Source organism: Nesterenkonia maliinae (assembly GCF_051262655.1).
Lineage (GTDB): Bacteria > Actinomycetota > Actinomycetes > Actinomycetales > Micrococcaceae > Nesterenkonia.
Genome location: NZ_JBIMEY010000001.1, coordinates 786,067 through 809,213 on the forward strand (window position 1 = coordinate 786,067; position 23,147 = coordinate 809,213).

Sequence of the window (23,147 nt, forward strand, 5' to 3'; positions counted from 1 at the left end):
TCTGCTCGGTGCGCTTTTCTGGGGTGGTCTGGTCACGCGAAGACGGTGAGCGGGGCGGGCCTGTGAGAGCCCGCCCCGCTCACCGTGATCACTCATCGAGCGGTCGTGCCCTCGGTGTAGTCGTCATCCTGCGGGATCCAGGAGAAGAGCTTGCGCAGCTCGCGCCCGGTGGACTCGATCGGGTGCGACTCGTTCTTCTTGCGGAGCTCGTTGAACTCCTTGCCGCCGTCGCGCTGGTCATCCATGAAGCGCTTCGCGAAGGCTCCGGACTGGATGTCGGCGAGAACCGCCTTCATGTTGTCCTTGACCTCCGGGGAGATCACGCGGGGACCGGAGACGTAGTCGCCGAACTCCGCGGTGTCAGAGATGGACCAGCGCTGCTTGGTCAGACCGCCCTCGACCATCAGGTCCACGATCAGCTTGAGCTCGTGGAGCACCTCGAAGTAGGCGATCTCGGGCTTGTACCCGGCCTCGGTGAGGGTCTCGAAGCCGTACTGCACCAGCTGGGAGGCGCCGCCGCAGAGGACTGCCTGCTCGCCGAAGAGGTCGGTCTCGGTCTCTTCGGTGAAGGTGGTCTCGATGACGCCGGCGCGGGTGCCGCCGATGCCCTTGGCGTAGGCCAGGGCGATGGACTTGGCCTGACCCGAGGGGTCCTGCTCCACGGCGATCAGGGCGGGGACGCCGCGGCCTGCCTCGTACTCGCGGCGGACCACGTGGCCCGGTCCCTTGGGGGCGACCATGGCGACGCCGACCTCGGTGGGGGCTTCGATGTAGCCGAAGCGGATGTTGAAGCCGTGGGAGAACAGCAGCACGTTGCCGGGCACCAGGTGCGGGGCGATCTCGGCGGAGTAGACCGCGGCCTGGTGCTGGTCCGGGACCAGGATCATGATGACGTCGGCCTCGGCGGATGCCTCGGCGACGGTCTTCACGGTCAGGCCCTGCTCTTCGGCCTTGGCCTTGGAGCTGGACTCAGCCTTCAGACCGACGACGACGTCGACGCCTGAGTCGCGCAGCGACAGCGCGTGGGCATGGCCCTGGGATCCGTAGCCGATGACAGCGACCTTCTTGCCGCTGAGCACGGACAGGTCGGCGTCGTCGTCGTAATAGAGATCAGTCACAGTGAGGTCTCCTCATGTTGGGGATTGGGTAACAGGTCAGTGGTTCTGACGGTGATTCTCAGATGGTCAGCGCAGGGCCTTGTCGGTCATGGATCTCGCGCCGCGGGAGATCGCGAGGGTGCCGGAACGCACGATCTCGCGGACTCCGAAGGGCTCCAGGACCTCCAGAAGAGCATTGAGCTTGTCAGGTGCGCCGGTGGCCTCAACGGTGAGTGAGTCCACGGAGACGTCCACGATCTTGGCGCGGAAGAGCTCGACGGCCTGGGTGACCTGCAGACGGGTGGGCGCATCAGCCTTGACCTTGATCAGCAGGTGTTCGCGCTGGACCGAGTTCTCCGGTGCCAGCTCGATGATCTTGATGACATTGATCAGCTTGTTCAGCTGTTTGGTGATCTGCTCGAGCAGCTTCGAGTCGGCGTCGACCACCACGGTGATCCGGCTCAGCCCGGGCAGCTCGGAGGGACCCACCGCCAGGGAGTGGATGTTGAAGGCGCGGCGGGCGAAGAGCCCGGAGACCTTGGTCAGCACGCCGGGGACGTCCTCGACCAGGACCGAGAGGGTGCGCCGCTGCTCGGGTGCGACGATGTCATGAGTGCCCATATGTCAGTCCTCCTCGTCCCACTGCGGGGTCAGGTTGTGCGCGAACTGGATGTCGCTGTTGGAGACCCCTGCCGGGACCATCGGCCAGACCATGGAATCACGCGAGACCACGAAGTCGATGACCACCGGGCGGTCGTTGATCGCCATGGCCTCGGCGATGACGGCGTCGATGTCCTCGGGTCGCTCGCAGCGCAGCCCCACGCAGCCATAGGCCTCGGCAAGCTTGACGAAGTCCGGGATCCGCACGACCTCGCCGCCCTCTGCGGTGACGGAGGTGTTCAGGTGGGTGTTGGAGTAGCGGGACTCGTAGAAGAGGGTCTGCCACTGCCGCACCATGCCCAGCGAGGAGTTGTTGATCACCGCGACCTTGATCGGGATCTTGTTGATCGCGCAGGTGGCGAGCTCCTGGTTGGTCATCTGGAAGCAGCCGTCACCGTCGATGGCCCAGACCACCCGGTCCGGGTTGCCGACCTGGGCGCCCATGGCGGCAGGCACCGAGTAGCCCATGGTGCCCAGACCGCCGGAGTTCAACCACTGCCGGGGCCGCTCGTATTTGACGAACTGGGCGGACCACATCTGGTGCTGTCCAACGCCGGCCACATAGACGGCCTCGGGTCCCGAGGCCTGGTTGATCTTCTCGATGACCTGCTGCGGGGCGATCTTGCCGTCCTCGGGGGTGGCGTAGCCCAGCGGGTAGGTCTCGCGGAAGCGGTTGAGCTGCTTCCACCAGCCGCTGATGTCGGTGCGTCCGTGCTTGGCGACCAGTGCGTCGAAGGCGAAGGCGAGCTCCGGGACGATCTCGTCGAGCGAGCCGACGATCGGCACATCGGCCGTGCGGTTCTTGGAGATCTCGGCGGGGTCGATGTCGGCGTGGATGACCTTCGCGTCCGGAGCGAAGGTCTCGAGCTGCCCGGTGACCCGGTCGTCGAAGCGCGCACCGAGGGTGATCAGCAGGTCCGAGCGCTGCAGCGCGGCGACGGCGGAGACCGTGCCGTGCATCCCGGGCATGCCCAGGTTCTGCTCGTGGGAGTCCGGGAACGCGCCACGGGCCATCAGGGTGGTGACCACCGGGGCACCGACGGTCTCGGCCAGCGCGTGGAACTCCTCGGAGGCGTTGGCCTTGATCATGCCGCCGCCGACGTAGAACACCGGGCGGGAGGCGGCCTGGATCAGCTTCGCGGCCTCGCGGATCTGCTTGGAGTGCCCGCGGGTGACCGGGCGGTAGCCGTTGAGTTCGATCTTCGGCGGCCAGGAGAAGGTGGTCTTCGCGACCTGGGCGGACTTGGTGACGTCGACCAGGACCGGGCCGGGCCGGCCGGTGGAGGCCAGGTGGAAGGCCTCCGCCATGATCTTCGGGATCTGATCGGCGTCGGTGACCAGGAAGGAGTGCTTGGTGATCGGGGTGGAGATCCCGACGATGTCGGCCTCCTGGAAGGCGTCGGTGCCGATCACGTTGGCGTTGACCTGTCCGGTGATCGCGACCATCGGCACGGAGTCCATGTGCGCGTCGGCCATCGGGGTGACCAGGTTGGTGGCGCCGGGTCCGGAGGTGGCGATGCAGACGCCGACCTCCCCGGTGACCATGGCGTAGCCCTGGGCGGCGTGTCCGGCGCCCTGCTCGTGGCGGACCAGGATGTGGTTGACCTGGTCGGAGTCCATCAGCGGGTCATAGGTGGGCAGGATCGCTCCGCCGGGGATGCCGAAGACGTCTGTCACACCCAGCTCTTCGAGGCTGCGAATGATGGACTGCGAGCCTGTGACCTCTACCGGGGCGACTGTGCGGCCGGGGCCGTACAGGCGGGGGTCAGCGGAGGTCCCAGCGGCGCTGCTGGATGCTTTCGAGGCCAGCATGGCTGGGCTCGTGGCTGTCGGATTGCTCATCTTTTCCTCAGTCTCTGGTTCCCGAATTGATCCAAGAAGTCTCTGATCCGTCGCGGATCCACTCCGGTCAAGAGAAAACCCCGGCTGAAAAGCCTGTGGGGCCTTCATGCCGGGGTGAGCGGATGCGTCAGCTCCAGTTCAACCATTCGGCCGCCTCGGGTGAGACGGACGAGCGGCCGACCTGAGGCGTGTGAATCACTTCACATGTCCCCCGGCGGCGGTTACGGGTACTACCGCTAGTAGTTGACGCATGGCGTCCATGCTTCCCTGGCCTGTGATCAGTGTCAACATCCCGGATGCCCGTCTCACATCGTGGAAATCCGGTCTGTTGACCCCGATCCTGACCGGCTCAGCCGCAGTAGGCGCCCTCTGCGGCGGAGCGGACGAGCTTGGCGTATTTGCCCAGCACACCGGTGGTGATGAACGGCGGCAGCGGGGTCCAGTCCTGCTGCCGGGTGGCGAACTCGGCCGCGTCCACGACGAGCTCGATGCTGCGCCCGGCGATGTCGACCCGGATCAGGTCACCGTCGGCGACGAAGGCGATGGGCCCGCCGTCGACCGCTTCGGGGGCGATGTGGCCGATGCACAGACCGGTGGTGCCTCCGGAGAAGCGACCATCGGTGATCAGCAGCACGTCCTTGCCCAGCCCGGCGCCCTTGATGGCGCCGGTGATGGCGAGCATCTCGCGCATGCCGGGTCCGCCCTTGGGGCCTTCGTACCGGATGACGACGACGTCGCCCGCCTGGATCTTGCCCTCCTCCAGGGCCTTGAGCGCCTGCTGCTCGCGCTCGAACACCCGGGCGGTGCCTTCGAAGACCTCGGCGTCGAAGCCGGCGGACTTCACCACGGCGCCCTCGGGGGCGAGCGAGCCGTGGAGCACCGCGATGCCGCCGTTGGGGTGCATCGGGTCGTTCAGGGCGCGGATGATCTTGCCGTCGATGTCCGGCGGGTTGATCGACTCGAGGTTCTCGGCCACGGTCTTGCCGGTGACGGTGAGCGCGTCGCCGTGGATGAGGCCGGCGTCGAGCAGGGCGCGCATGACCACCGGCACTCCCCCGACCCGGTCGACGTCGGCCATCACGTACTGGCCGAAGGGCTTGAGGTCACCGAGGTGGGGCACCTTGTCGCCGATGCGGTTGAAGTCTTCGAGCTTCAGCTCCACGCCGGCCTCGCGGGCGATCGCCAGCAGGTGCAGCACCGCGTTGGTGGAGCCGCCGAAGGCCATGGTCACCGCGATGGCGTTCTCGAAGGCCTTCTTGGTGAGGATGTCCCCGGTGGTGATGCCCTGGCGGAGCAGCTCCACCACGGCCTCGCCGGACTTGTGCGCGTAGTGGTCGCGGCGGCGGTCGGCCGAGGGCGGGGCGGCGGAGCCGGGAAGCGACATGCCGAGCGCCTCGCCGATGCAGGCCATGGTGTTGGCGGTGTACATGCCGCCGCAGGCGCCTTCGCCGGGGCAGATGGCGCGTTCGATGACGTCGAGGTCAGCCTCGCTGATGGTGCCGCGGGCACACGCGCCCACGCCTTCGAAGGCGTCGATCAGGGTGACCTGCTTCTCGGTGCCGTCGGCGAAGCGGGCGACGCCGGGCATGATCGAGCCGGCGTAGAGGAACACGCTGGAGAGGTTCAGCCGGGCCGCGGCCATGAGCATGCCGGGCAGGGACTTGTCACAGCCGGCGAGCAGCACCGAGCCGTCGAGGCGCTCGGCCTGGATGACGGTCTCGACCGAGTCCGCGATGACCTCGCGGGAGACCAGCGAGTAGTGCATGCCTTCGTGGCCCATGGAGATGCCGTCGGAGACCGAGATGGTGCCGAACTCCAGCGGGTAGCCGCCGCCGGCATGCACCCCTTCCTTGGAGGCCTTGGCGAGGCGGTCCAGGGAGAGGTTGCAGGGGGTGATCTCGTTCCAGGAGCTGGCGATGCCGATCTGCGCCTTGGAGAAGTCGTCGTCGCCCATGCCGACCGCGCGCAGCATGCCGCGCGCGGGGGCGCGGGTGTAGCCGTCGGTGACCTCCCAGCTGCGGGGCTTCTCCGGGATAGAGGGGCCGGTGACCGCCTTGGGCGGGGTGAAGGGGGCCTTGCCCTGGACGATGTCAGGGGTGTTCTCGGGGGTCTCTGCGGTGTGCTCAGCCATGCTTTGGATTCTATGCCTGTCAACGTGTCACGGCGCACCCGCACCGCCGCCCGTCTCACGATGCAGAATTCGACTGGGGTGGAGCGATAGCCTCGACACCATGGATGAGGTGCAGATCCGCGGGGCAGTGGTGGATGAGCAGACCCGGTGCGCGCACTACGCGGGGCCGTTGGACATCGTCGCGATCAGGTTCTTCTGCTGCGACCGCTGGTATCCGTGCCTGGAGTGTCACCGTCAGGCCGAGGCGCACCCGATCCGTGTCTGGCCGCGGGCCCGCCGCGAGGAGCGCGCGCTGCTCTGCGGGGTCTGCCGGGCACGGTTCAGCATTGCGGAGTACCTGCTCGCGCAGTCCTGCGCGCACTGCGGGGCAGGGTTCAACCCTGGCTGCGCGACGCATCACCAGTTCTACTTCGAGCTCTGACCCCACCTCAGCGGCAGCCCCTCGACACCCTCACAGCGAGACGATGAACACGGTGGCGCCGAAAACCAGGCCCGAGTCCATACGGGAATGGCAGGAGAGCAGGGCCGGGCGGCGGTATCGTGAGCCCCATGACAGCGGATGAGCGCCCTGCCGAGACTGCCTGGGACCAGCTGCTGGCCGCCCTCGAGGAGGACGGCAGCATCCTCGAAGAGACCATCCGCAACATCCGCGCCACGGTGCCCGGTTACGACGACGTCCCCACCGCCGCGCTGGAAGCCTCCGTCCGGCGCAATATCGCCCTGAGCATCAGCACCGTCCGCGCCGGCCTCCGGCCCTCCCACGACGACGTCGCCGAGGCCGACGCCCTGGCCTCCGAGCGACACGCCCAGGGAGTGCCAGTGGGAAGCGTGCTCGCCGGCTTCCGATCCTGCATGTCCGTGATCCTGCACCGACTGCTGGACCACGCCCCCGACCACGGCATCCCCGTAGACCAGGTCCTCGCCTCCTCCACCCTGCTCTGGGAGCTGGGGGACGCGTTCTCCGCCCGCGCGGTCATCGTCTACCGGGACAAGGATGTCTCCCGAGCCCTGGCCGACTCCACCCGGCGAGCCGCCTGGATCGGCGATGCCGTCGCCACCTGGATGGAGCCGACCGAGCTGGCCCGCGGCGCAGCGCTCTACGACGTCCCCACGGCCGCACCCCTGCGAGCGCTGGCCGCAGACTCGCATCCGGAGGCAGACCTCGACCGCCAGCGGCTGCTCCACGAGTGGGCCGAGGCAACGGGGACCAGGGCGCTCACGGCGGTCCGGGCCAGCACACTGGTGGGCATCCTCATCGGCGAGCCGCCGCTGGACTCGGAACCGGAGCAGCTGACCGTCGGCCTCGGTCCCGCAGTGACCCTGGATGAGCTGCCGCGATCCTTCGAGTGCGCCTCCACCGCCCTGCGCGGAGCCGCAGCCGTGGGGCAGACCGGCGTGGTGGACCTGGAACGCCTCTCCTGGCGGGCCGGGATCCACGCCACCCCAGAGGTCACGGTGCTGCTGCAGGGGCGCCATCTGCAGCCGCTGGCCGAGGCCGGCGAATTCGGCGCGCACGTGCTCGAGTCCGTGGACGCCTACCTGAGCCACCGGCTCAGCATCCCCCTGGCCGCCCGCAGCATCCCGGTGCACGTCAACACGCTGCGCTACCGGCTGCAGCGATTCCAGGAGATCACCGGGTCGGATCTCGGAGACCTGGACACACTCGTCGAGCTGTCCTGGGCGCTCGCCGCCCACCGAGGGACACTCCCCCGCAGGACGCATTAGTAGCCAGCTACGAAACAGGTGCTCCAGGGTTGAGCAAACGGATGTAGCCCACGTCACACTCCAGCCCGCATGCTGGTCTACGACGTCGTGACCGTCGTCACTCGCTCGCCACCTCCATGAGGAGACCTCCATGATTCTGGGCATCTTTGGCATCATCGTGTCCCTGCTGCTGCTCATCACCCTCGCCTATCGCGGCGTGCCGGTGATCCTGGCCGCTCCCGTCGCCGCCGTCGTCTGTGTGCTGTTCTCCGGCGCCCCCATCCTGGCCTCCTACACCGAGATCTTCATGCCGGCGATGGCGGGCTTCGTGGGCAGCTGGTTCCCGGTCTTCCTGGTCGGGGCGATCTTCGGGATCCTGATGACGGTGACCGGCTATGCCGAGTCGATCGCACGCACCGTGACCGGCTGGATCGGAAGCCGCAGGGCCATCGCCGCCACGGTGATCACCTCCGCGCTGATGACCTACGGCGGGATCAGCCTCTTTGTGGTCGCGTTCGTGATGTATCCGCTGGCGCGCGAGCTGTTCCGCGTGGCCGACATCCCGCGCCGGCTGATCCCGGGCACCATCGCCCTGGGCATCTTCACCTTCACCATGACTGCCCTGCCGGGATCCCCACAGGTGCAGAACATCATTCCCGGGCCGTTCTTCGGCACCGACGCCTACGCCGGACCGGGGGTGGGCATCCTCGGCGGCATCCTGATCTTCAGCCTCGGCATGCTGTGGCTGGAGCACCGCCGTCGCAGCCTGATCGCCAAGGGCGAGCACTTCGAGTCTGTGGAGTCCAAGAAGGTCATCGGAGGATCCTCCGACGACGGCTCCACGGTCGCCACCACGATCGCGCCGCCCAACCGACTCGTTCCCTTCCTGCCGCTGCTCACCGTCTTTGCGGTGAACTTCGCCTGCACCCTGCTGATCTTCCCCGCACTGGACTGGTCGTACCTGCAGGAGGACACCTTCGGTGCCATCACCTACGACTCCCGCGCCGGACTGTGGGCCGTGGTCGTGGGCATCGTGGCCGCGGTCGGCCTGATCGTCGCGCTGAACTTCGGTCAGTGGAGCACCTTGAAGATCGGGTTCAACGACGGCGTCAAGCGCTCCATGCTGCCGATCTTCTCCACCGCCTCCGAGGTCGGCTATGGCGCCGTCGTCGCCTCGGTGGCCGCCTTCGCCGTGGTCCGCGATTCGGTCTTCGGCATGGGCGCCAACGCGCTGGTGACCTCCGTGGTCACGACCTCGATCACCGCCGGGCTGACCGGCTCCTCCTCCGGGGGCATGACGATCGCGCTGAACGCCCTGGGCGCCGACCTGCGCACCATGGCTGAGGACGAAGGCATGAGCCTGGAGATGATGCACCGCTTGACCGCCATGGCGGCAGGCGGCCTGGACACGCTGCCCCACTCCGGCGCCGTCGTCACCCTGCTGATCGTCTGTGGCCTCACCCACCGTCAGTCCTATAAGGACATCGGTATGGTGACGCTCGTCATCCCGGTGCTGGTGGTCGTGGCGCTGATCGCTCTCGTCTCGGCCGTCGGAGGGTTCTGATCCCCGACCTCCTCCGATGGCCGCATCCGTGGCCACTCCTGATGACCCGTTTCATTCCTGACGCCTCCCAAGGAGCATGATGAACCCCCACACCACTCGCAGCTCGACGATCCCAGCCGATGCGCTGAGCGGCCGCCGCGCCGTCGTCACCGGCGGAGCCTCCGGCATCGGTGCGGCCTGCGTCCGGGCCTTCGCCGCCGCCGGAGCCCACGTGACGGTCTGCGACCGCGACGGCGACGCCGCCGAGGCTCTGGCAGCCGAGATCGGCGGCACCGCCTGGACGGTGGATCTCGCCGAGACCGCTGCCCTGGAGGAGCTCACCGCGGAGACAGGGGTCCTCGATGCGGACATCCTGGTCAACAACGCCGGCATCCAGCGGGTCGCTCCCCTGCACGAGTTCGACCCCGAGTCGTGGCGGTTCATGCACCGGCTGATGGTGGAGTCTCCGTTCCTGCTGATCCGCGCCGCCCTGCCCGGCATGTACGAGCGCGGCTTCGGCCGGATCCTCAACATCTCCTCGGTCCACGGACTGCGCGCCAGCCCGTACAAATCCGCCTATGTGACCGCCAAACATGCGCTGGAGGGGCTCTCCAAGGTCACGGCCCTGGAGGGCGCCGAGCACGGGGTGACGTCGAACTGCATCAACCCCGCGTATGTGCGCACACCGCTGGTGGAGAAGCAGATCGCAGACCAGGCCCGGATCCACGGCATCGACGAGGACCAGGTGATCGAGAAGATCATGCTCACCGAGTCCGCGGTGAAGCGGCTGGTGGAGCCCGAGGAGGTGGCCTCCCTGGCCAGCTGGCTGGCCTCCGACGCCGCGGGCATGGTGACCGGAGCGTCCTACGCCCTCGACGGAGGATGGACCGCCAGCTGAGCTGGCCCATCACGCAAGATCCACCAGTCCATCCACCCCACGTCCATTCGAGCCACATCCCTGAGGAGGGCCCATGACCATCGACAAGACCGTCGCGACCGCCGCCGAGGCCGTCGCTGACATCCCCGACGGAGCCTCGCTCGCCGTCGGAGGCTTCGGCCTCTCCGGCAACCCGATCCAGCTCATCGACGCGCTGCTGGAACAGGGCGCCTCTGGGCTCTCCGTGACCTCCAACAACTGCGGCGTGGACGGCTGGGGCCTGGGCGTTCTGCTGGCGGCCCGCCGGATCGCGAAGATGACCTCCTCCTATGTCGGAGAGAACAAGGAGTTCGCCCGCCAGTACCTGGAGGGGGAGCTCGAGCTGGAACTGGTCCCGCAGGGCACCCTCGCGGAGAAGATGCGTGCCGGCGGCGCGGGCATCGCGGCGTTCTTCACCCGCTCCGGAGTGGGCACGCAGGTCGCCGAGGGCGGCATCCCGATGACCTACGACGGCTCCGGCGGCGTGGCCAAGGAATCCGCGCCCAAGGAGGTCCGGCCCTTCACCCTCCACGACGGTCGGACGCTCGACTTCGTCCTGGAGGAGTCGATCGTCGCCGACTTCGCCCTGGTCCACGCCCAGCGCGGCGACCGGCACGGCAACCTGGTGTTCAACAAGGCCTCCCGGCAGTTCAGCCCCGACGCCGCCATGGCGGGCAAGGTCTGCATCGCCCAGGTCGAGGAGCTCGTGGAACCCGGGGAGATCGACCCCGACGCGGTCCACCTCCCCGGGGTCTACGTGCACCGGATCGTGGAGGTCGGCGCGGAGATCGACAAGCCCATCGAGAAGCGCACCGTCCGCAGCGACGAGAAGGAGTGATCCAGTCATGACCACCGAGACCACCGCGGGCTGGACCCGCGACCAGATGGCCGCCCGCGCCGCCGCCGAACTCCCCGACGGTGCCTACGTGAACCTGGGCATCGGCATGCCGACCCTGATCCCGAACCACATCCCGGCCGAGCGCACCGTGGTGCTGCAGTCCGAGAACGGCATCCTCGGGGTGGGCCCCTACCCCGCCGAGGATGCGGTGGATCCGGACCTGATCAACGCCGGCAAGGAGACGGTCACGGTGCTCCCCGGCGCGGCCTTCTTCGACTCCTCCACCAGCTTCGGCATGATCCGCGGCGGCAAGATCGACGTCGCAGTCCTCGGCGGCATGCAGGTCGCCGAGAACGGGGACCTCGCCAACTGGATGGTTCCCGGCAAGATGGTCAAGGGCATGGGCGGCGCCATGGACCTGGTCCACGGCGCCGAACGGGTCATCTGCCTGATGGAACACGTGGCCAAGGACGGCTCCCCCAAGATCCTGCCGGCCTGCACGCTGCCGCTGACCGGCAAGGCCGTGGTGGACCGGATCATCACCGATCTGGCTGTGATCGACGTCGTGCACTGCGAGTCAGCTTCGCACCTGCGGCTGGTGGAGACCGCCCCGGGGGTCAGCGAGGAACAGGTGCGCGACGCCACCGGCGTGGAGCTGCACTGAGCCAACCGTACTGAGCCGCCGGCGCCGGCGTCGAGCCATATTGAGCCGCCGCCGCACCGTACCGAACACCGCAGACTACGTATGATGCAGAACACCATCGAGTCGACCACAGCATGAAGGAGCACCCATGGCACCCGGATCCGTGATCCTCGGAGGAAGCCGCACCCCGATCGGCAAGCTGATGGGCGGGCTCTCCTCCCTCACCGCCGCCCAGCTGGGGTCCGCTGCGATCAGCAGCGCCCTGGAGAAGACCGGGGTCCGCAGCGACCAGGTCGACTACGTGATCATGGGGCAGGTGATCCAGGCCGGCGCGGGACAGAACCCGGCCCGCACCGCCGCCCTGGGGGCGGGCATTGACGCTGGGGTCCCAGCGATCACGGTGAACAAGGTCTGCCTGTCCGGGCTCAGCGCCATCGCCTATGCAGACCAGCTGATCCGCGCCGGTGAGTGTGAGCTGGTGGTGGCCGGCGGCATGGAGTCGATGTCCAACGCCCCGCACCTGCTGCCGGGCTCGCGGAGGGGCACCACCTACGGGGACACGACCCTGGTGGATTCGATGGCCTATGACGCATTGTTCGATCAGGCCACACAGCAGAGCATGGGAGCCCTGACCGAGTCCTGCAACGCCGCAGAGACGGAGGTCTCCCGGGCAGAGCAGGACCGTGTCGCGGCACTCTCCCATGAACGTGCCGCTCAGGCCTGGGACGAAGGGGTCTTCGACGAGGAGGTCACTCCCGTTCAGGTCCCTCAGCGTAAGGGTGACCCGGTATCGGTCAGCCGCGACGAGGGCATCCGAGCAGGGACCACGGCAGAATCCCTGGGGAAGCTGCGCCCAGCCTTCGACAAGGCGGGCACGATCACGGCGGCATCATCCTCGCAGATCTCCGACGGGGCCTGCGCCGTCATCGTGACGACCCCGGAGAAGGCGCGAGAGCTCGGGCTCACTCCCCTGGCAGAGATCGGCGCCTACGGCATGGTGGCCGGACCGGACTCCTCCCTGCAGCTGCAGCCGGCGAATGCGATCGCCGAGGCGTGCAGGAAGCAGGGCATCGACCCAGAGTCCCTGGATCTGGTCGAGATCAACGAGGCGTTCGCCGCCGTGGGGGTGGCCTCGGCGCGGAAGCTCGGCCTCGCGGAGGACAAGCTCAACGTCAACGGAGGCGCCATCGCGCTGGGCCACCCGGTGGGCATGTCCGGCGCACGCCTGGTGCTGCACCTCGCCCTGGAGCTGTCCCGTCGCGGCGGCGGGACCGGAGCCGCGGGCCTGTGCGGCGGCGGCGGCCAGGGCGACGCTCTGATCCTCACCGTCCCCCGCTGAGCTGCCCGCTCACAACCCCCACCCGCGCGTTGAGGGGCGGATTCTACGAGCATCTGGGGCCGAAGAAGGCCTCAACCAGTCGCAGAATCCGCCCCTCGACGGAAGCGGGGGTGTTACTTCAGGTATGGCGGGGAGTCGGTCATCTGGTCGACGACGGTCTCGGCGACTTCGCGCATCGAGAGTCGGCGGTCCATCGAGGTCTTCTGGATCCAGCGGAAGGCCTCGGGCTCGGTGAGCCCCATCTTGGTGGTGAGCAGGGACTTGGCCCGCTCCACGAGCTTGCGGGTCTCGAACTTGTCCGCCAGCGAGGTGACCTCGTCCTCCAGCGCCCGGATCTCGTCGAAGCGCGCCATGGCGACCTCGATGGCCGGGATCAGGTCGTTCTCGGTGAAGGGCTTGACCACATAGGCCATGGCGCCGGCCTCGCGGGCCGATTCGACCAGGTCGCGCTGGGAGAAGGCGGTGAGCATGACCACCGGGGCGATGCGCTCCTCGGCGACGAGCTTCGCGGCGGTGATCCCGTCCATGATGGGCATCTTCACGTCCATCACCACCAGGTCCGGCTCGGTCTCCCGGGCCAGCTCCACGGCGCGTTCGCCGTTGTCAGCCTCGCCGACGACGTCGTAGCCGGCGCCGGTGAGGATCTCGACGATGTCGAGTCGGATGAGCGTCTCATCCTCGGCGACGAGCACGCGGCGCGGCGCGGTCCCGCCGGTGGCAGCCGCAGGAGCTGCTTCGGTGCCGCCCGCTGGGGAGGCCGTCTCGTGGGCGTCGGTGCCCGGAGTCTGTTCGCTCACCGTTCTCCTTCTGGTCCCTGACCGCCGTGCCGGGAGTGTCTCCCGGAGGGGATGCTCCCCGTACTGGGCTGGTCCTCGTCATGGTGCCCGAAGTGGGACTCGAACCCACACACCAGTGGTACCGCATTTTGAGTGCGGCGCGTCTACCGATTCCGCCATTCGGGCTGGACCGGGGAGGTCAGGGCCTCCCCGGCGCTCGTGCTGTCCTCCCGAAGGTGTCTTCTCAGACTCCTCGGCGAGGACAGCACCAGCTTACCCGGGCCTGCGCCCGAGCATTGAATCTTCCGTCATGCCGCCCTGATCACTTGGACAGTTCGGCACGCCGGATCCTGGGTCCGACTAGGACGGGCTGGAGGCGCTGGCCGCGGGCCAGGGTCCGACCGGTTCCTTGTTCGCCGGGGCGGTGTCGCCGCGGCGCAGCGTCTCGATGTCATTGGCGTCGTGGATGTCACCGATGCGGTGGACCTTGACCATGTTCGTGGTCCCGGCCTGTCCTGGAGGGGAACCGGCGGCGATCACGACGAGCTGGCCGAGTTCGGCGGTGCTCTCTTCGAGCAGCAGCTTGTCCACCTGGGCGGTCATGGTGTCGGTGTGGGTGGCGAACTCCACCCAGCGGGGCTGCACGCCCCAGGAGAGGGTCAGGATGTTGTGCGTGTGCTCCACATGGGTGAACGCGAAGATGTTCTGCTTCGGCCGCAGCCGGGAGAGCCGCCGGGCAGAGTCTCCGGACCGGGTGAAGGTGGTCAGGTGCTCGATGTCGAGCTGGTCCGCGATCTCCTTGGCGGCGCGGGTGATCGCACCGCCGCGGGTCTTGGGCTTGGTGCCCAGCTCGGGGATCCGGCTCAGGCCCTTGGTCTCGGTGGTCTCGATGATCCGGGACATGGTCTCCACGGTCTCCACCGGGAACTGTCCCACGGAGGTCTCACCGGAGAGCATGACCGCATCGGCGCCGTCGAGCACCGCGTTGGCGCAGTCGGAGGCCTCGGCGCGGGTCGGCCGGGGGCTGTCGATCATGGATTCCAGCACCTGGGTGGCGACGATGACCGGCTTGGCCCAGCGACGGGCCAGCTCCACCGCGCGCTTCTGCACCAGCGGGACCTCTTCCAGCGGCAGCTCCACGCCGAGATCGCCGCGGGCGACCATGACGGCGTCGAAGGCGTCGACGATGTCCTGCAGCGCCTCCACCGCCTGGGGCTTCTCGACCTTGGCGATGACCGGGACGCGGCGTCCCTCTTCATCCATGATCCGGTGCACGGCTTCGATGTCCGCGGCGTCACGGACGAAGGACAGCGCGACCATGTCGAAGCCGGTGCGCAGGGCCCAGCGGAGATCCTCTTCGTCCTTCTCGGACATCGCGGGCACCGAGACGGCGACGCCGGGCAGGTTGATGCCCTTGTTGTTCGAGACCTTGCCGGGCACGGTGACCTCGGTGATCACGTCGGTGTCGGTGACCTCGAGAGCGCGCAGCGAGACCTTGCCGTCGTCGATCAGCAGGGTGTCCCCGACCTGGACGTCGCCGGGCAGGCCCTTGAACGTCGTCGAGCAGCGGTCCTTGGTGCCCTGGATGTCGTCGATGGTGATGGTGAAGCGGTCGCCGACCTCGAGGGCGTGCTCCCCCTCGATGAAGCGGCCGAGGCGGATCTTCGGGCCCTGCAGGTCGGCGAAGATGCCGACGGCTCGGCGCAGGTCCTTGGAGACCTCGCGGACGGTGTTGTAGGTGTCCTCGTGGACGCTGTAGTCGCCGTGGCTCATGTTCACCCGGGCGACGTCGACACCGGCCTCCACGAGCTTGCGGGTCATCTCATAGCCTGCGGTGGCGGGGCCGAATGTGGCGACGATCTTGGCGTGTCTCATGTCTCACCTTGTCCTATCTAGTGTGCTGATAAGCGAGTTGATGGACTGGCACGACACTGGACCAGGATTATTCGTGTTCGAGCCTATAACAGTCAGCCTGTGAGCGAAATCGCACGATCTGAGGGCTTGACCGGGGCGGGAAGCCTGGTCGCGCCTTCGAGATATTCGTCCACCTTCGCGGCTGCCGCACGTCCTTCGGCGATGGCCCAGACGACCAGGGAGGCCCCGCGTCCGGCGTCGCCGATGGCGAAGACGCCCTCCATCGAGGTCTGGTAGTCCTCGGCCCGGGTGATGTTCCCGCGCTTGTCGAAGTCCAGGGAGAGCTGCTCGGTGAGCGTGTCGGACTCCGCTCCGGTGAAGCCCAGTGCCAGCAGCACCAGGTCGGCGGGGATCTCGCGCTCCGAACCGGGCTTCGGCGAGCGGGAGCCGTCGGGGTTGTACTGGGTCTCGGCGACCTTCAGGGCGCGCACCTGACCGTTGTCGTCCGCGACGAACTCCACGGTGGAGGCCAGGTAGCTGCGCTCCCCGCCCTCTTCATCGGCGCTGGTGAGCTCGAAGACTCGGGGGTCCATCGGCCAGGGCTCGTGATCGGGGCGATCCGAGGGGAGCTCCTTGCCGATCGCGAGGGTGGTCACCGAGGCGGCGCCGTGGCGGTGCGCGGTGCCGATGCAGTCGGCACCGGTGTCGCCGCCGCCGAGGACGATGACGTGCTTGCCGTCCGCGCGGATCTGGTCCTCGACCTGATCCCCGGAGGTGACCTTGTTGGACTGCACCAGGTACTCCATGGCGAAGTGGACCCCGTGCAGCTCGCGCCCGGTGATGCCCAGATCACGCGGGACCATGGCGCCGGTGGCCAGGATGACCGCGTCATAGCTGGCTTCCAGGGCGTCCCAGGTGATGTCGGCGCCGATCTCGGTGGAGGTGTAGAAGCGGGTGCCCTCGGCCCGCATCTGGTCGATGCGGAACTCGACGTGGTGCTTCTCCATCTTGAAGTCCGGGATGCCGTAGCGCAGCAGCCCGCCGAGCCGGTCGTCGCGCTCGTAGACGGCCACGGTGTGCCCGGCGCGGGTGAGCTGCTGGGCGGCCGCGAGGCCGGCGGGGCCGGAGCCCACCACTGCCACGGTCTTGCCGGTGAGCCGCTGCGGCAGCACCGGCTCCACGTAGCCGCGGGAGATCGCTTCATCTGCGATGGCGACCTCGGACTGCTTGATCGTCACGGCGGGCTGGTTGATGCTCAGCACGCAGGAGGTCTCACAGGGGGCCGGGCAGATCCGCCCGGTGAACTCCGGGAAGTTGTTGGTCATGTGCAGCCGGGAGGAGGCTTCCTCCCACTGGTCGCGCCAGATCAGGTCGTTCCACTCGGGGATCAGGTTCCCGAGCGGGCAGCCGGTGTGGCAGAACGCGACGCCGCAGTCCATGCAGCGACTCGCCTGGGTCTGCACGATGCCACGTTCATTGCGGTCATAGACCTCATGGAAGTCCATGATGCGCACCGGGACGGGACGAGAGGGCCGGTTCTGGCGCTCTCGATGCTTCAGAAATCCACGCGGATCAGCCACGGGTCGCCTCCAGAATCTTCTGCCATGCGGCGTCCCCGTTGGGATCCAGGCCCTCGTCGAGGGCGCTGGAACGGGCGCGCAGCACAGCGTCGTAGTCGCGCGGGAGCACCTTGGTGATCCGCGAGTAGGTCTTCTCAGGGTCTTGCAGCAGCGCCTCGGCCACGGCGCTGCCGGTCTCCTCATGATGCCGGCGCAGCAGGTCGGCGATGATCGCGCGGTCCTCCTCGTCGGGCTCGAGCACCAGCAGGTCACCGTTGCGGTGGGCCTGCGAGTTGACCTTCTGCTCGTCGAAGTCCAGCAGGAACGCGGTGCCTCCGGACATGCCGGCGCCGAAGTTGCGTCCGGTGGGTCCCAGGATGAGCGCCTGGCCGCCGGTCATGTACTCACAGCCGTGGTCGCCGATGCCTTCGACCACCGCGGTGGCCCCGGAGTTGCGCACCAGGAAGCGTTCACCGACCTGGCCGCGCAGGAACATCTCCCCGGCGGTGGCGCCGTAGCCGATCACGTTGCCGGCGATGACGTTCTTCTCCGCCACCAGCGGGGCTGAGGGGTCCGGGTGAGCGATGATCCGCCCGCCGGAGAGCCCCTTGCCGACGTAGTCGTTGGCGTCCCCGGAGAGGTGCAGGGTGATCCCGTGGGGCAGGAAGGCCCCGAGGGACTGGCCGGCCTCACCGGTGAGCTCCACGACGATGGTGTTGTTCTCCAGCGTCTTGAGCCCCTGCGCCTTGGTCACCTCGTGGCCGAGCATGGTGCCCACCGAGCGGTCGGTGTTGATGACCTTCTTCTCGATGTGGACCTTCTCGCCGTGGGTGATCGCGGAGCCGGCGAGCTGGATCAGGCCCATGTCGAAGTGCTTCTCCAGCTCGTGGTCCTGCCCACGGGTGCGGCGCAGCATCGAGGCCGTCACCGGATCCTTGGGGTCGTAGCTGTCCAGCACGGCGCCGAGGTCGAGGCCGGTGGACTTCCAGTGCCGCTTGGCGTCGTCCATGTCGATCGCGTCGACGTGGCCGATGGCCTCGTCCAGGGTGCGGAAGCCCAGCTCGGCCAGGTATTCGCGGACCTCCTGGGCGACGAACTCGAAGAAGTTCACCACGTGGTCGGCCTGGCCGGTGTAGCGGTCGCGCAGCACGGGGTTCTGGGTGGCGACGCCCACCGGGCAGGTGTCCAGGTGACACACGCGCATCATGATGCAGCCCGAGACCACCAGCGGGGCGGTGGCGAAGCCGTATTCCTCGGCACCGAGCAGCGCGGCGATGACCACGTCCCGGCCGGTCTTGAGCTGCCCGTCGACCTGCACGGTGACGCGTTCGCGCAGCCCGTTGAGCATCAGCGTCTGCTGCGCCTCGGCCAGCCCGAGCTCCCAGGGGGTGCCCGCGTGCTTGAGCGAGTTCAGCGGGGAGGCGCCGGTGCCGCCGTCGTGCCCGGAGATCAGCACGACGTCGGCCTTGGCCTTGGTCACGCCGGCCGCGACGGTGCCGACTCCGTGCAGGGAGACCAGCTTCACGTGGACCCGGGCGCCGGTGTTGGCGCGCTTGAGGTCGAAGATCAGCTGGGCCAGGTCCTCGATGGAGTAGATGTCGTGGTGCGGCGGGGGTGAGACCAGCGCGACGCCGGGGGTGGAGTGCCGGGTCTCGGCCACCCAGGGGTAGACCTTCTTGCCCATGAGCTGGCCGCCCTCACCGGGCTTGGCTCCCTGAGCCATCTTGATCTGCAGGTCATCGGCGTGGGTCAGGTACTGGCTGGTCACGCCGAAGCGTCCGGAGGCGATCTGCTTGACCGCGGAGCGCCGCTCGGGGTCCTCCAGCCGCGCCGGGTGTTCCCCGCCCTCGCCGGTGTTGGAGCGTCCGCCGAGCCGGTTCATCGCGATCGCGAGGGTCTCGTGGGCCTCCTGGGAGATCGAGCCGTAGCTCATCGCCCCGGTGTTGAACCGCTTGACGATCTCGGCGACGGATTCGACCTCTTCGATGGGCACCGGCTGCCGGTCGGAGCGCAGCTTGAAGAGCCCGCGCAGGGTCAGCAGCTCCTCGGACTGGTCATCGACGTACTTGGAGTACTGCTTGAAGATGTCGTAGCGCCGGGTCTTGGTGGAATGCTGGAGCTTGAAGATGGTCTGCGGGTTGAACAGGTGCGGCGGGCCTTCGCGGCGCCACTGGTATTCGCCGCCGATCTCGAGCTCGTTGCGGCGACCGAGGTCGTTGCCGTCGGCCGGGTAGGCGTGGGAGTGCCGTTCGAGCGTCTCGGCGGAGAGCACGTCGAGCCCGACGCCGCCCATCGGCGAGTGGGTGCCGGAGAAGTACTGGTCCACCACGTTCTGCGCCAGGCCCACGGCTTCGAAGGTCTGCGCGCCGCAGTAGGAGGCGACGGTGGAGATGCCCATCTTGGACATGATCTTCAGCACGCCCTTGCCCAGCGCGGTGAGCAGGTTGTGCACCGCCTGCTCCTCGTCGACCGCGGTGAGCTCGCCGCGACGGACCATGTCCTCGGCGGTCTCCATGGCCAGGTAGGGGTTCACCGCGGCGGCGCCGTAGCCGATCAGGCAGGCCACATGGTGGACCTCGCGCACGTCGCCGGCTTCGACGACGAGCGAGACCTTGGTCCGGTTGGCCGACTTCAGCAGGTGGTGGTGGATCGCGGAGAGCATCAGCAGCGACGGGATCGGCGCCCACTGGGCGTTGGAGTCGCGGTCGGAGATCACGATGTAGCTGACCCCGCGGTTGACCGCGGCGGAGACCTTCTCGCAGATCTCGCGGATCCGCTGGCGCAGCTCATCCTCCTTGGATCCGGCGCGGTAGAGCGCACGGACCTTCAGTGCGATCTTCGCGCCGTCGTCGTTGCGGATGTTGGCGATCTTGGCGAGCTCGTCGTTGTTGATCACCGGGAAGTCCAGGGCGACCTGCCGGGAACGGACCTGGGTGTTGCTGAGCAGGTTGCCGCTGGGGCCGATGTGCAGCCCCAGGGAGGTCACCAGCTCCTCACGGATCGCGTCCAGCGGCGGGTTCGTGACCTGGGCGAAGGTCTGCACGAAATAGTCGAAGAGCAGCCGGGGCCTGTCGGCGAGCACCGCGATGGGGGTGTCGGTGCCCATGGCGCCCAGCGGCTCGGCGCCGGCGGTGGCCATCGGACCGATGAGCACGCGCAGCTCTTCGTGGGTGTACCCGAAGGTCTGCTGGCGCAGCCGGACCGACTCCGAGGGGTGGCGCACGTGCAGCCGCTCCGGCAGGTCGGTGAGCTGGACCAGGTTCTCCTGGACCCAGTCGGCCCAAGGTGCGGAGGAGGCCAGATCAGCCTTGATCTCCTCGTCCTCGATGATCCGGCCCTCGACGGTGTCGAGCAGCAGCATCATGCCCGGGGCGACGCGGCCCTTGCGCACGATCGAGGAGGGCTCGAGGTCCAGGACCCCGACCTCGGAGGACATCACGACGAGGCCGTCGTCGGTGACCCAGTAGCGGGCCGGGCGCAGGCCGTTGCGGTCGAGCATCGCGCCGACCTGACGGCCGTCGGTGAAGGCGATCGCGGCGGGGCCGTCCCAGGCCTCCATGAGCTGTGCGTGGTACTGGTAGAACGCCCGCAGTCCGGGGTCCATGGTCTCGTGGTTCTCCCAGGCCTCGGGGATCATCATGCGCATGGACTGGGCCAGCGGACGGCCGGAGAGCATCAGCAGCTCGGCGGCCTCGTCGAAGCTGGTCGAGTCCGAGGCGCCGGGGGTGCAGATCGGGAACAGCGATTCCGGGTCCTCGCCGAGCAGCTCCGAGGCCATGACTGACTGCCGGGCGCGCATCCAGTTGCGGTTGCCCTTGACCGTGTTGATCTCCCCGTTGTGCGCGATGTTGCGCAGCGGCTGGGCCAGCGGCCAGGAGGGGAAGGTGTTGGTGGAGAAGCGGGAGTGGACGATGCCCAGGGTGGTCTTGAACCGCTCGTCGGAGAGGTCCGGGAAGAAGGGCTCCAGCTGTGCGGTGGTGAGCATCCCCTTATAGGTGATGGTCTTCGAGGACAGCGAGGGGAAGTAGACGCCGAGCCGGTTCTGTCCGCGCTTGCGCAGCCGCCAGCCGCGCTGGTCCAGCGTGCCGGAGGCGGACTCCTGGTAGGCGATGGAGTCTTCCGGGGCGAAGCCGATGAAGACCTGCTGGAAGTAGGGCATCGACTCCTTGGCCAGGGTGCCGATCATCGAGGCGTCCACGGGCACGTCGCGCCAGCCCAGGACGGTCAGGCCCTGCTCCTCGGCGAGCTCGCCGAAGCTGGCGCACATGTGCTCGCGCTCGGCGGGCGACTGCGGCAGGAACGCCGTGCCGGCGAGGTACTCCCCCATCGGCGGCAGGTCGAACTCGGTGACCGCACGGAAGAACTCGTCGGGGATCTGGGTGAGCAGTCCGGCGCCGTCGCCGGTGCCCACGTCGCCGCCCACGGCACCGCGGTGTTCGAGGTTGCGCAGGGCGACAAGTGCGTGGTCGACGATGTCGTGGCCGGGGACGCCGCGCAGCGTGGCCACCGCGGCCATGCCGCAGTTCTCGTGCTCGTTGGCCGGGTCGTAGAGACCAGCCTTCTCAGGGAAGGCGGCAAAGCGCTGATAGGGACTCATGATCTGGGGCGAGCCTGCTGTGGCAGCTGCCTCGAACCCTGGTGTTCCGGGAGTAGACATGAAGGTCTTCCTTCCTCCGCATGCGGACGTTTCATGGGGAGGGGACATCTTCGGCCCCTTCTATGGTGCACGGAGTCTGAGCTCATTCTGCCAGGTCTTCGGAACGGTGCGTCCCGAGCGACAGGTGAGTCTTCAGTGTTCCGTCGGTCTTCAGTCCTGCATGACGCAGCGTCGTCTGTGACCTGCGCGCTCTACGGGGTGTGTCCCGGCGCGTGACTGCGACGACGCGGGTTGGTCGGCGCGCCGCCGTCGTGGTCCTCCCGCTGACACCAGGGGATGAGACCAATCTTCCAACTCGGACCTGCGGGTTGCAAGTCCGATCTCAGGATCTGGGACTGTCCGTCTCAGTGGAGTCCGGCCTCGCCTCGCCCGATCCATCCTCCACCGGGGTTGTCCCGGGGGTCGTTTCGTCAGTCGTGGTGGGGACTGTCGCGGTGCTGGCCTCGGCTTCGGTCGAGGTCACCGTCGAAGTCTCCGTCAAGGTCGCGGTGCCGGCCTCGGTGGAGGTCTTCGTGGAAGTCTTGACCGCGGCGTCGTCCTCGGTCTCCTCCAGGGCTGCATCCCCGGTGGTCGCGGCGGCCAGCGCCGCGTGGTCCTCGGATCCGCGCGGGCCCTGTCCGGGGCGGTAGATCTCCATCTCCTCGGCCAGTGCGGCCTCGGTGCGGGGACGTCGGGTCCAGAGCCAGATCATCATGACAAGCGCGAGCAGGAACAGGAAGACCGACATCCACATGTTCAGTCGCCATTCCAGACCGAAGAGGTTGATCCACTGGGTGGACTTGTTGATCTCGTCGATGCGCAGCGACTCGATCCAGAAGCGGCCCAGCGAGTAGTAGGCCACGTAGGTCCAGACCAAGAGCCCCTGCTTGACGGCGAAGCGGCGGTAGAGCGCGAGGAGCAGGAAGAAGCCGATGAGGTTCCAGAGGCTCTCGTAGAGGAACGTGGGGTGGTACAGCGTGCTCTCACCGGCGCCCAGCGGCGGGGCCTGGTGGCGCTGGCTGGTGTCGATCTCCAGGCCCCAGGGAAGATTGGTCGGAGCGCCGTAGAGCTCCTGGTTGAAGTAGTTGCCCCAGCGTCCGATGGCCTGGGCCAGGATCACGCCGGGCACCAGGACGTCGGCGAAGGCGCCGAACTTCATCCCGTAGCGCCGGCAGGCGAACCAGACGCCGACGGCGCCCAGCGCCACGGCGCCGACGATGCCGAGACCGCCGAGCCAGACCTGCGGGATCAGCGAGAGGTCGCCGTCCTCGCCGAAGTAGGCGTCCGGAGACGTGATGACGTGGTAGAGCCGACCACCGACGATGCCCAGCAGCACGGCCCAGATGAGCGCGTCGAAGACGTTCTCGGGACTGCCGCCGCGGGACTTCCAGAGCCTGCTGGCGACGAGGTACGCCACCAGGATGCCCAGACCGATCGCCAGACCGTAGAACCCGATCCGCAGCGGTCCGACGAGGTCGATCCCGTCTGTGGGCGGGGCGGGGAAGGCTGCGCTGATCTGCGCCGTCGCCGAGGCGGTGGCCTCAGCGGCGGTCTGCAGGGCGCTGACCGGACTGGAAGTGTAAGACACGGTGTCCTTTCGCGGTGGTGA

Annotated in this window: 16 protein-coding genes and 1 tRNA gene; 7 read left to right on the plus strand and 10 right to left on the minus strand. The window is 68.0% G+C overall.

Annotated features, from left to right (window positions below):
* Positions 1-92 precede the first annotated feature (92 nt).
* The 4 genes from ilvC to ilvD all read right to left on the minus strand — a co-directional run bounded on the left by ilvC (position 93) and on the right by ilvD (position 5,730).
* Positions 93-1,118, minus strand: coding sequence for a ketol-acid reductoisomerase (gene ilvC, locus ACHAA4_RS03600; protein WP_435772804.1), 1,026 nt, complete (start codon positions 1,116-1,118; stop codon positions 93-95).
* 66 nt (positions 1,119-1,184) lie between these two features.
* Positions 1,185-1,718: an acetolactate synthase small subunit gene (gene ilvN / locus ACHAA4_RS03605; RefSeq protein WP_435772805.1), complete on the minus strand. Its 534-nt coding sequence runs from the start codon at positions 1,716-1,718 to the stop codon at positions 1,185-1,187.
* Positions 1,719-1,721: 3 nt separating this feature from the next.
* Complete coding sequence (locus tag ACHAA4_RS03610; protein WP_435772806.1) at positions 1,722-3,599, minus strand: acetolactate synthase large subunit; 1,878 nt, start codon at positions 3,597-3,599, stop codon at positions 1,722-1,724.
* A gap of 349 nt (positions 3,600-3,948) precedes the next feature.
* Positions 3,949-5,730 carry a dihydroxy-acid dehydratase gene (gene ilvD / locus ACHAA4_RS03615; protein WP_435772807.1) on the minus strand — a complete coding sequence of 594 codons (1,782 nt, stop codon included), beginning with the start codon at positions 5,728-5,730 and terminating at the stop codon, positions 3,949-3,951.
* Between the two features lie 100 nt (positions 5,731-5,830).
* Between ilvD and ACHAA4_RS03620 the strand changes: the two genes are divergently transcribed.
* From ACHAA4_RS03620 to ACHAA4_RS03650, 7 genes are all read left to right on the plus strand, one after another.
* Complete coding sequence (locus ACHAA4_RS03620; protein WP_435772808.1) at positions 5,831-6,151, plus strand: CHY zinc finger protein; 321 nt, start codon at positions 5,831-5,833, stop codon at positions 6,149-6,151.
* Between the two features lie 128 nt (positions 6,152-6,279).
* Positions 6,280-7,455, plus strand: a complete 1,176-nt coding sequence (locus tag ACHAA4_RS03625; protein ID WP_435772809.1) for a PucR family transcriptional regulator — start codon at positions 6,280-6,282, stop codon at positions 7,453-7,455.
* 130 nt (positions 7,456-7,585) lie between these two features.
* Positions 7,586-8,998, plus strand: a complete 1,413-nt coding sequence (locus ACHAA4_RS03630) for a GntP family permease (RefSeq protein WP_435772810.1) — start codon at positions 7,586-7,588, stop codon at positions 8,996-8,998.
* A 79-nt stretch (positions 8,999-9,077) separates the two neighbouring features.
* Positions 9,078-9,875 carry a 3-hydroxybutyrate dehydrogenase gene (locus ACHAA4_RS03635; RefSeq protein WP_435772811.1) on the plus strand — a complete coding sequence of 266 codons (798 nt, stop codon included), beginning with the start codon at positions 9,078-9,080 and terminating at the stop codon, positions 9,873-9,875.
* A gap of 73 nt (positions 9,876-9,948) precedes the next feature.
* Positions 9,949-10,731, plus strand: a complete 783-nt coding sequence (locus ACHAA4_RS03640) for a CoA transferase subunit A (RefSeq protein WP_435772812.1) — start codon at positions 9,949-9,951, stop codon at positions 10,729-10,731.
* A 7-nt stretch (positions 10,732-10,738) separates the two neighbouring features.
* The gene (locus ACHAA4_RS03645) at positions 10,739-11,395 is read left to right on the plus strand and encodes a CoA transferase subunit B (RefSeq protein ID WP_435772813.1); all 657 of its coding nucleotides are present in this window, start codon (positions 10,739-10,741) and stop codon (positions 11,393-11,395) included.
* A 127-nt stretch (positions 11,396-11,522) separates the two neighbouring features.
* Complete coding sequence (locus ACHAA4_RS03650; protein ID WP_435772814.1) at positions 11,523-12,713, plus strand: acetyl-CoA C-acetyltransferase; 1,191 nt, start codon at positions 11,523-11,525, stop codon at positions 12,711-12,713.
* A gap of 113 nt (positions 12,714-12,826) precedes the next feature.
* Here the strand turns inward: ACHAA4_RS03650 and ACHAA4_RS03655 are convergent, their stop codons facing one another.
* From ACHAA4_RS03655 to lgt, 6 genes are all read right to left on the minus strand, one after another.
* Positions 12,827-13,405, minus strand: coding sequence for an ANTAR domain-containing response regulator (locus tag ACHAA4_RS03655; protein ID WP_435772986.1), 579 nt, complete (start codon positions 13,403-13,405; stop codon positions 12,827-12,829).
* A 186-nt stretch (positions 13,406-13,591) separates the two neighbouring features.
* A tRNA-Leu gene (locus ACHAA4_RS03660) sits at positions 13,592-13,675 on the minus strand.
* A 174-nt stretch (positions 13,676-13,849) separates the two neighbouring features.
* The gene (pyk, locus tag ACHAA4_RS03665) at positions 13,850-15,364 is read right to left on the minus strand and encodes a pyruvate kinase (protein WP_435772815.1); all 1,515 of its coding nucleotides are present in this window, start codon (positions 15,362-15,364) and stop codon (positions 13,850-13,852) included.
* A 92-nt stretch (positions 15,365-15,456) separates the two neighbouring features.
* Complete coding sequence (locus ACHAA4_RS03670; RefSeq protein WP_435772816.1) at positions 15,457-16,923, minus strand: glutamate synthase subunit beta; 1,467 nt, start codon at positions 16,921-16,923, stop codon at positions 15,457-15,459.
* Positions 16,916-21,559, minus strand: a complete 4,644-nt coding sequence (gene gltB, locus ACHAA4_RS03675) for a glutamate synthase large subunit (RefSeq protein WP_435772817.1) — start codon at positions 21,557-21,559, stop codon at positions 16,916-16,918. Before gltB ends, ACHAA4_RS03670 begins: the two co-directional genes overlap by 8 nt.
* A gap of 322 nt (positions 21,560-21,881) precedes the next feature.
* A complete protein-coding gene (gene lgt / locus ACHAA4_RS03680) occupies positions 21,882-23,126 on the minus strand; it encodes a prolipoprotein diacylglyceryl transferase (protein ID WP_435772818.1) in 1,245 nt (414 codons plus the stop codon).
* Positions 23,127-23,147: the final 21 nt, after the last annotated feature.

Coding starts and splice junctions, on each gene's coding strand:
- ilvN (WP_435772805.1), bottom strand. CDS start 1,718: ATGGGCACTCATGACATCGTCGCACCCGAGCAGCGGCGCACCCTCTCG.
- ACHAA4_RS03610 (WP_435772806.1), bottom strand. CDS start 3,599: ATGAGCAATCCGACAGCCACGAGCCCAGCCATGCTGGCCTCGAAAGCA.
- ilvD (WP_435772807.1), bottom strand. CDS start 5,730: ATGGCTGAGCACACCGCAGAGACCCCCGAGAACACCCCTGACATCGTC.
- ACHAA4_RS03620 (WP_435772808.1), top strand. CDS start 5,831: ATGGATGAGGTGCAGATCCGCGGGGCAGTGGTGGATGAGCAGACCCGG.
- ACHAA4_RS03625 (WP_435772809.1), top strand. CDS start 6,280: ATGACAGCGGATGAGCGCCCTGCCGAGACTGCCTGGGACCAGCTGCTG.
- ACHAA4_RS03630 (WP_435772810.1), top strand. CDS start 7,586: ATGATTCTGGGCATCTTTGGCATCATCGTGTCCCTGCTGCTGCTCATC.
- ACHAA4_RS03635 (WP_435772811.1), top strand. CDS start 9,078: ATGAACCCCCACACCACTCGCAGCTCGACGATCCCAGCCGATGCGCTG.
- ACHAA4_RS03640 (WP_435772812.1), top strand. CDS start 9,949: ATGACCATCGACAAGACCGTCGCGACCGCCGCCGAGGCCGTCGCTGAC.
- ACHAA4_RS03645 (WP_435772813.1), top strand. CDS start 10,739: ATGACCACCGAGACCACCGCGGGCTGGACCCGCGACCAGATGGCCGCC.
- ACHAA4_RS03650 (WP_435772814.1), top strand. CDS start 11,523: ATGGCACCCGGATCCGTGATCCTCGGAGGAAGCCGCACCCCGATCGGC.
- pyk (WP_435772815.1), bottom strand. CDS start 15,364: ATGAGACACGCCAAGATCGTCGCCACATTCGGCCCCGCCACCGCAGGC.
- gltB (WP_435772817.1), bottom strand. CDS start 21,559: ATGTCTACTCCCGGAACACCAGGGTTCGAGGCAGCTGCCACAGCAGGC.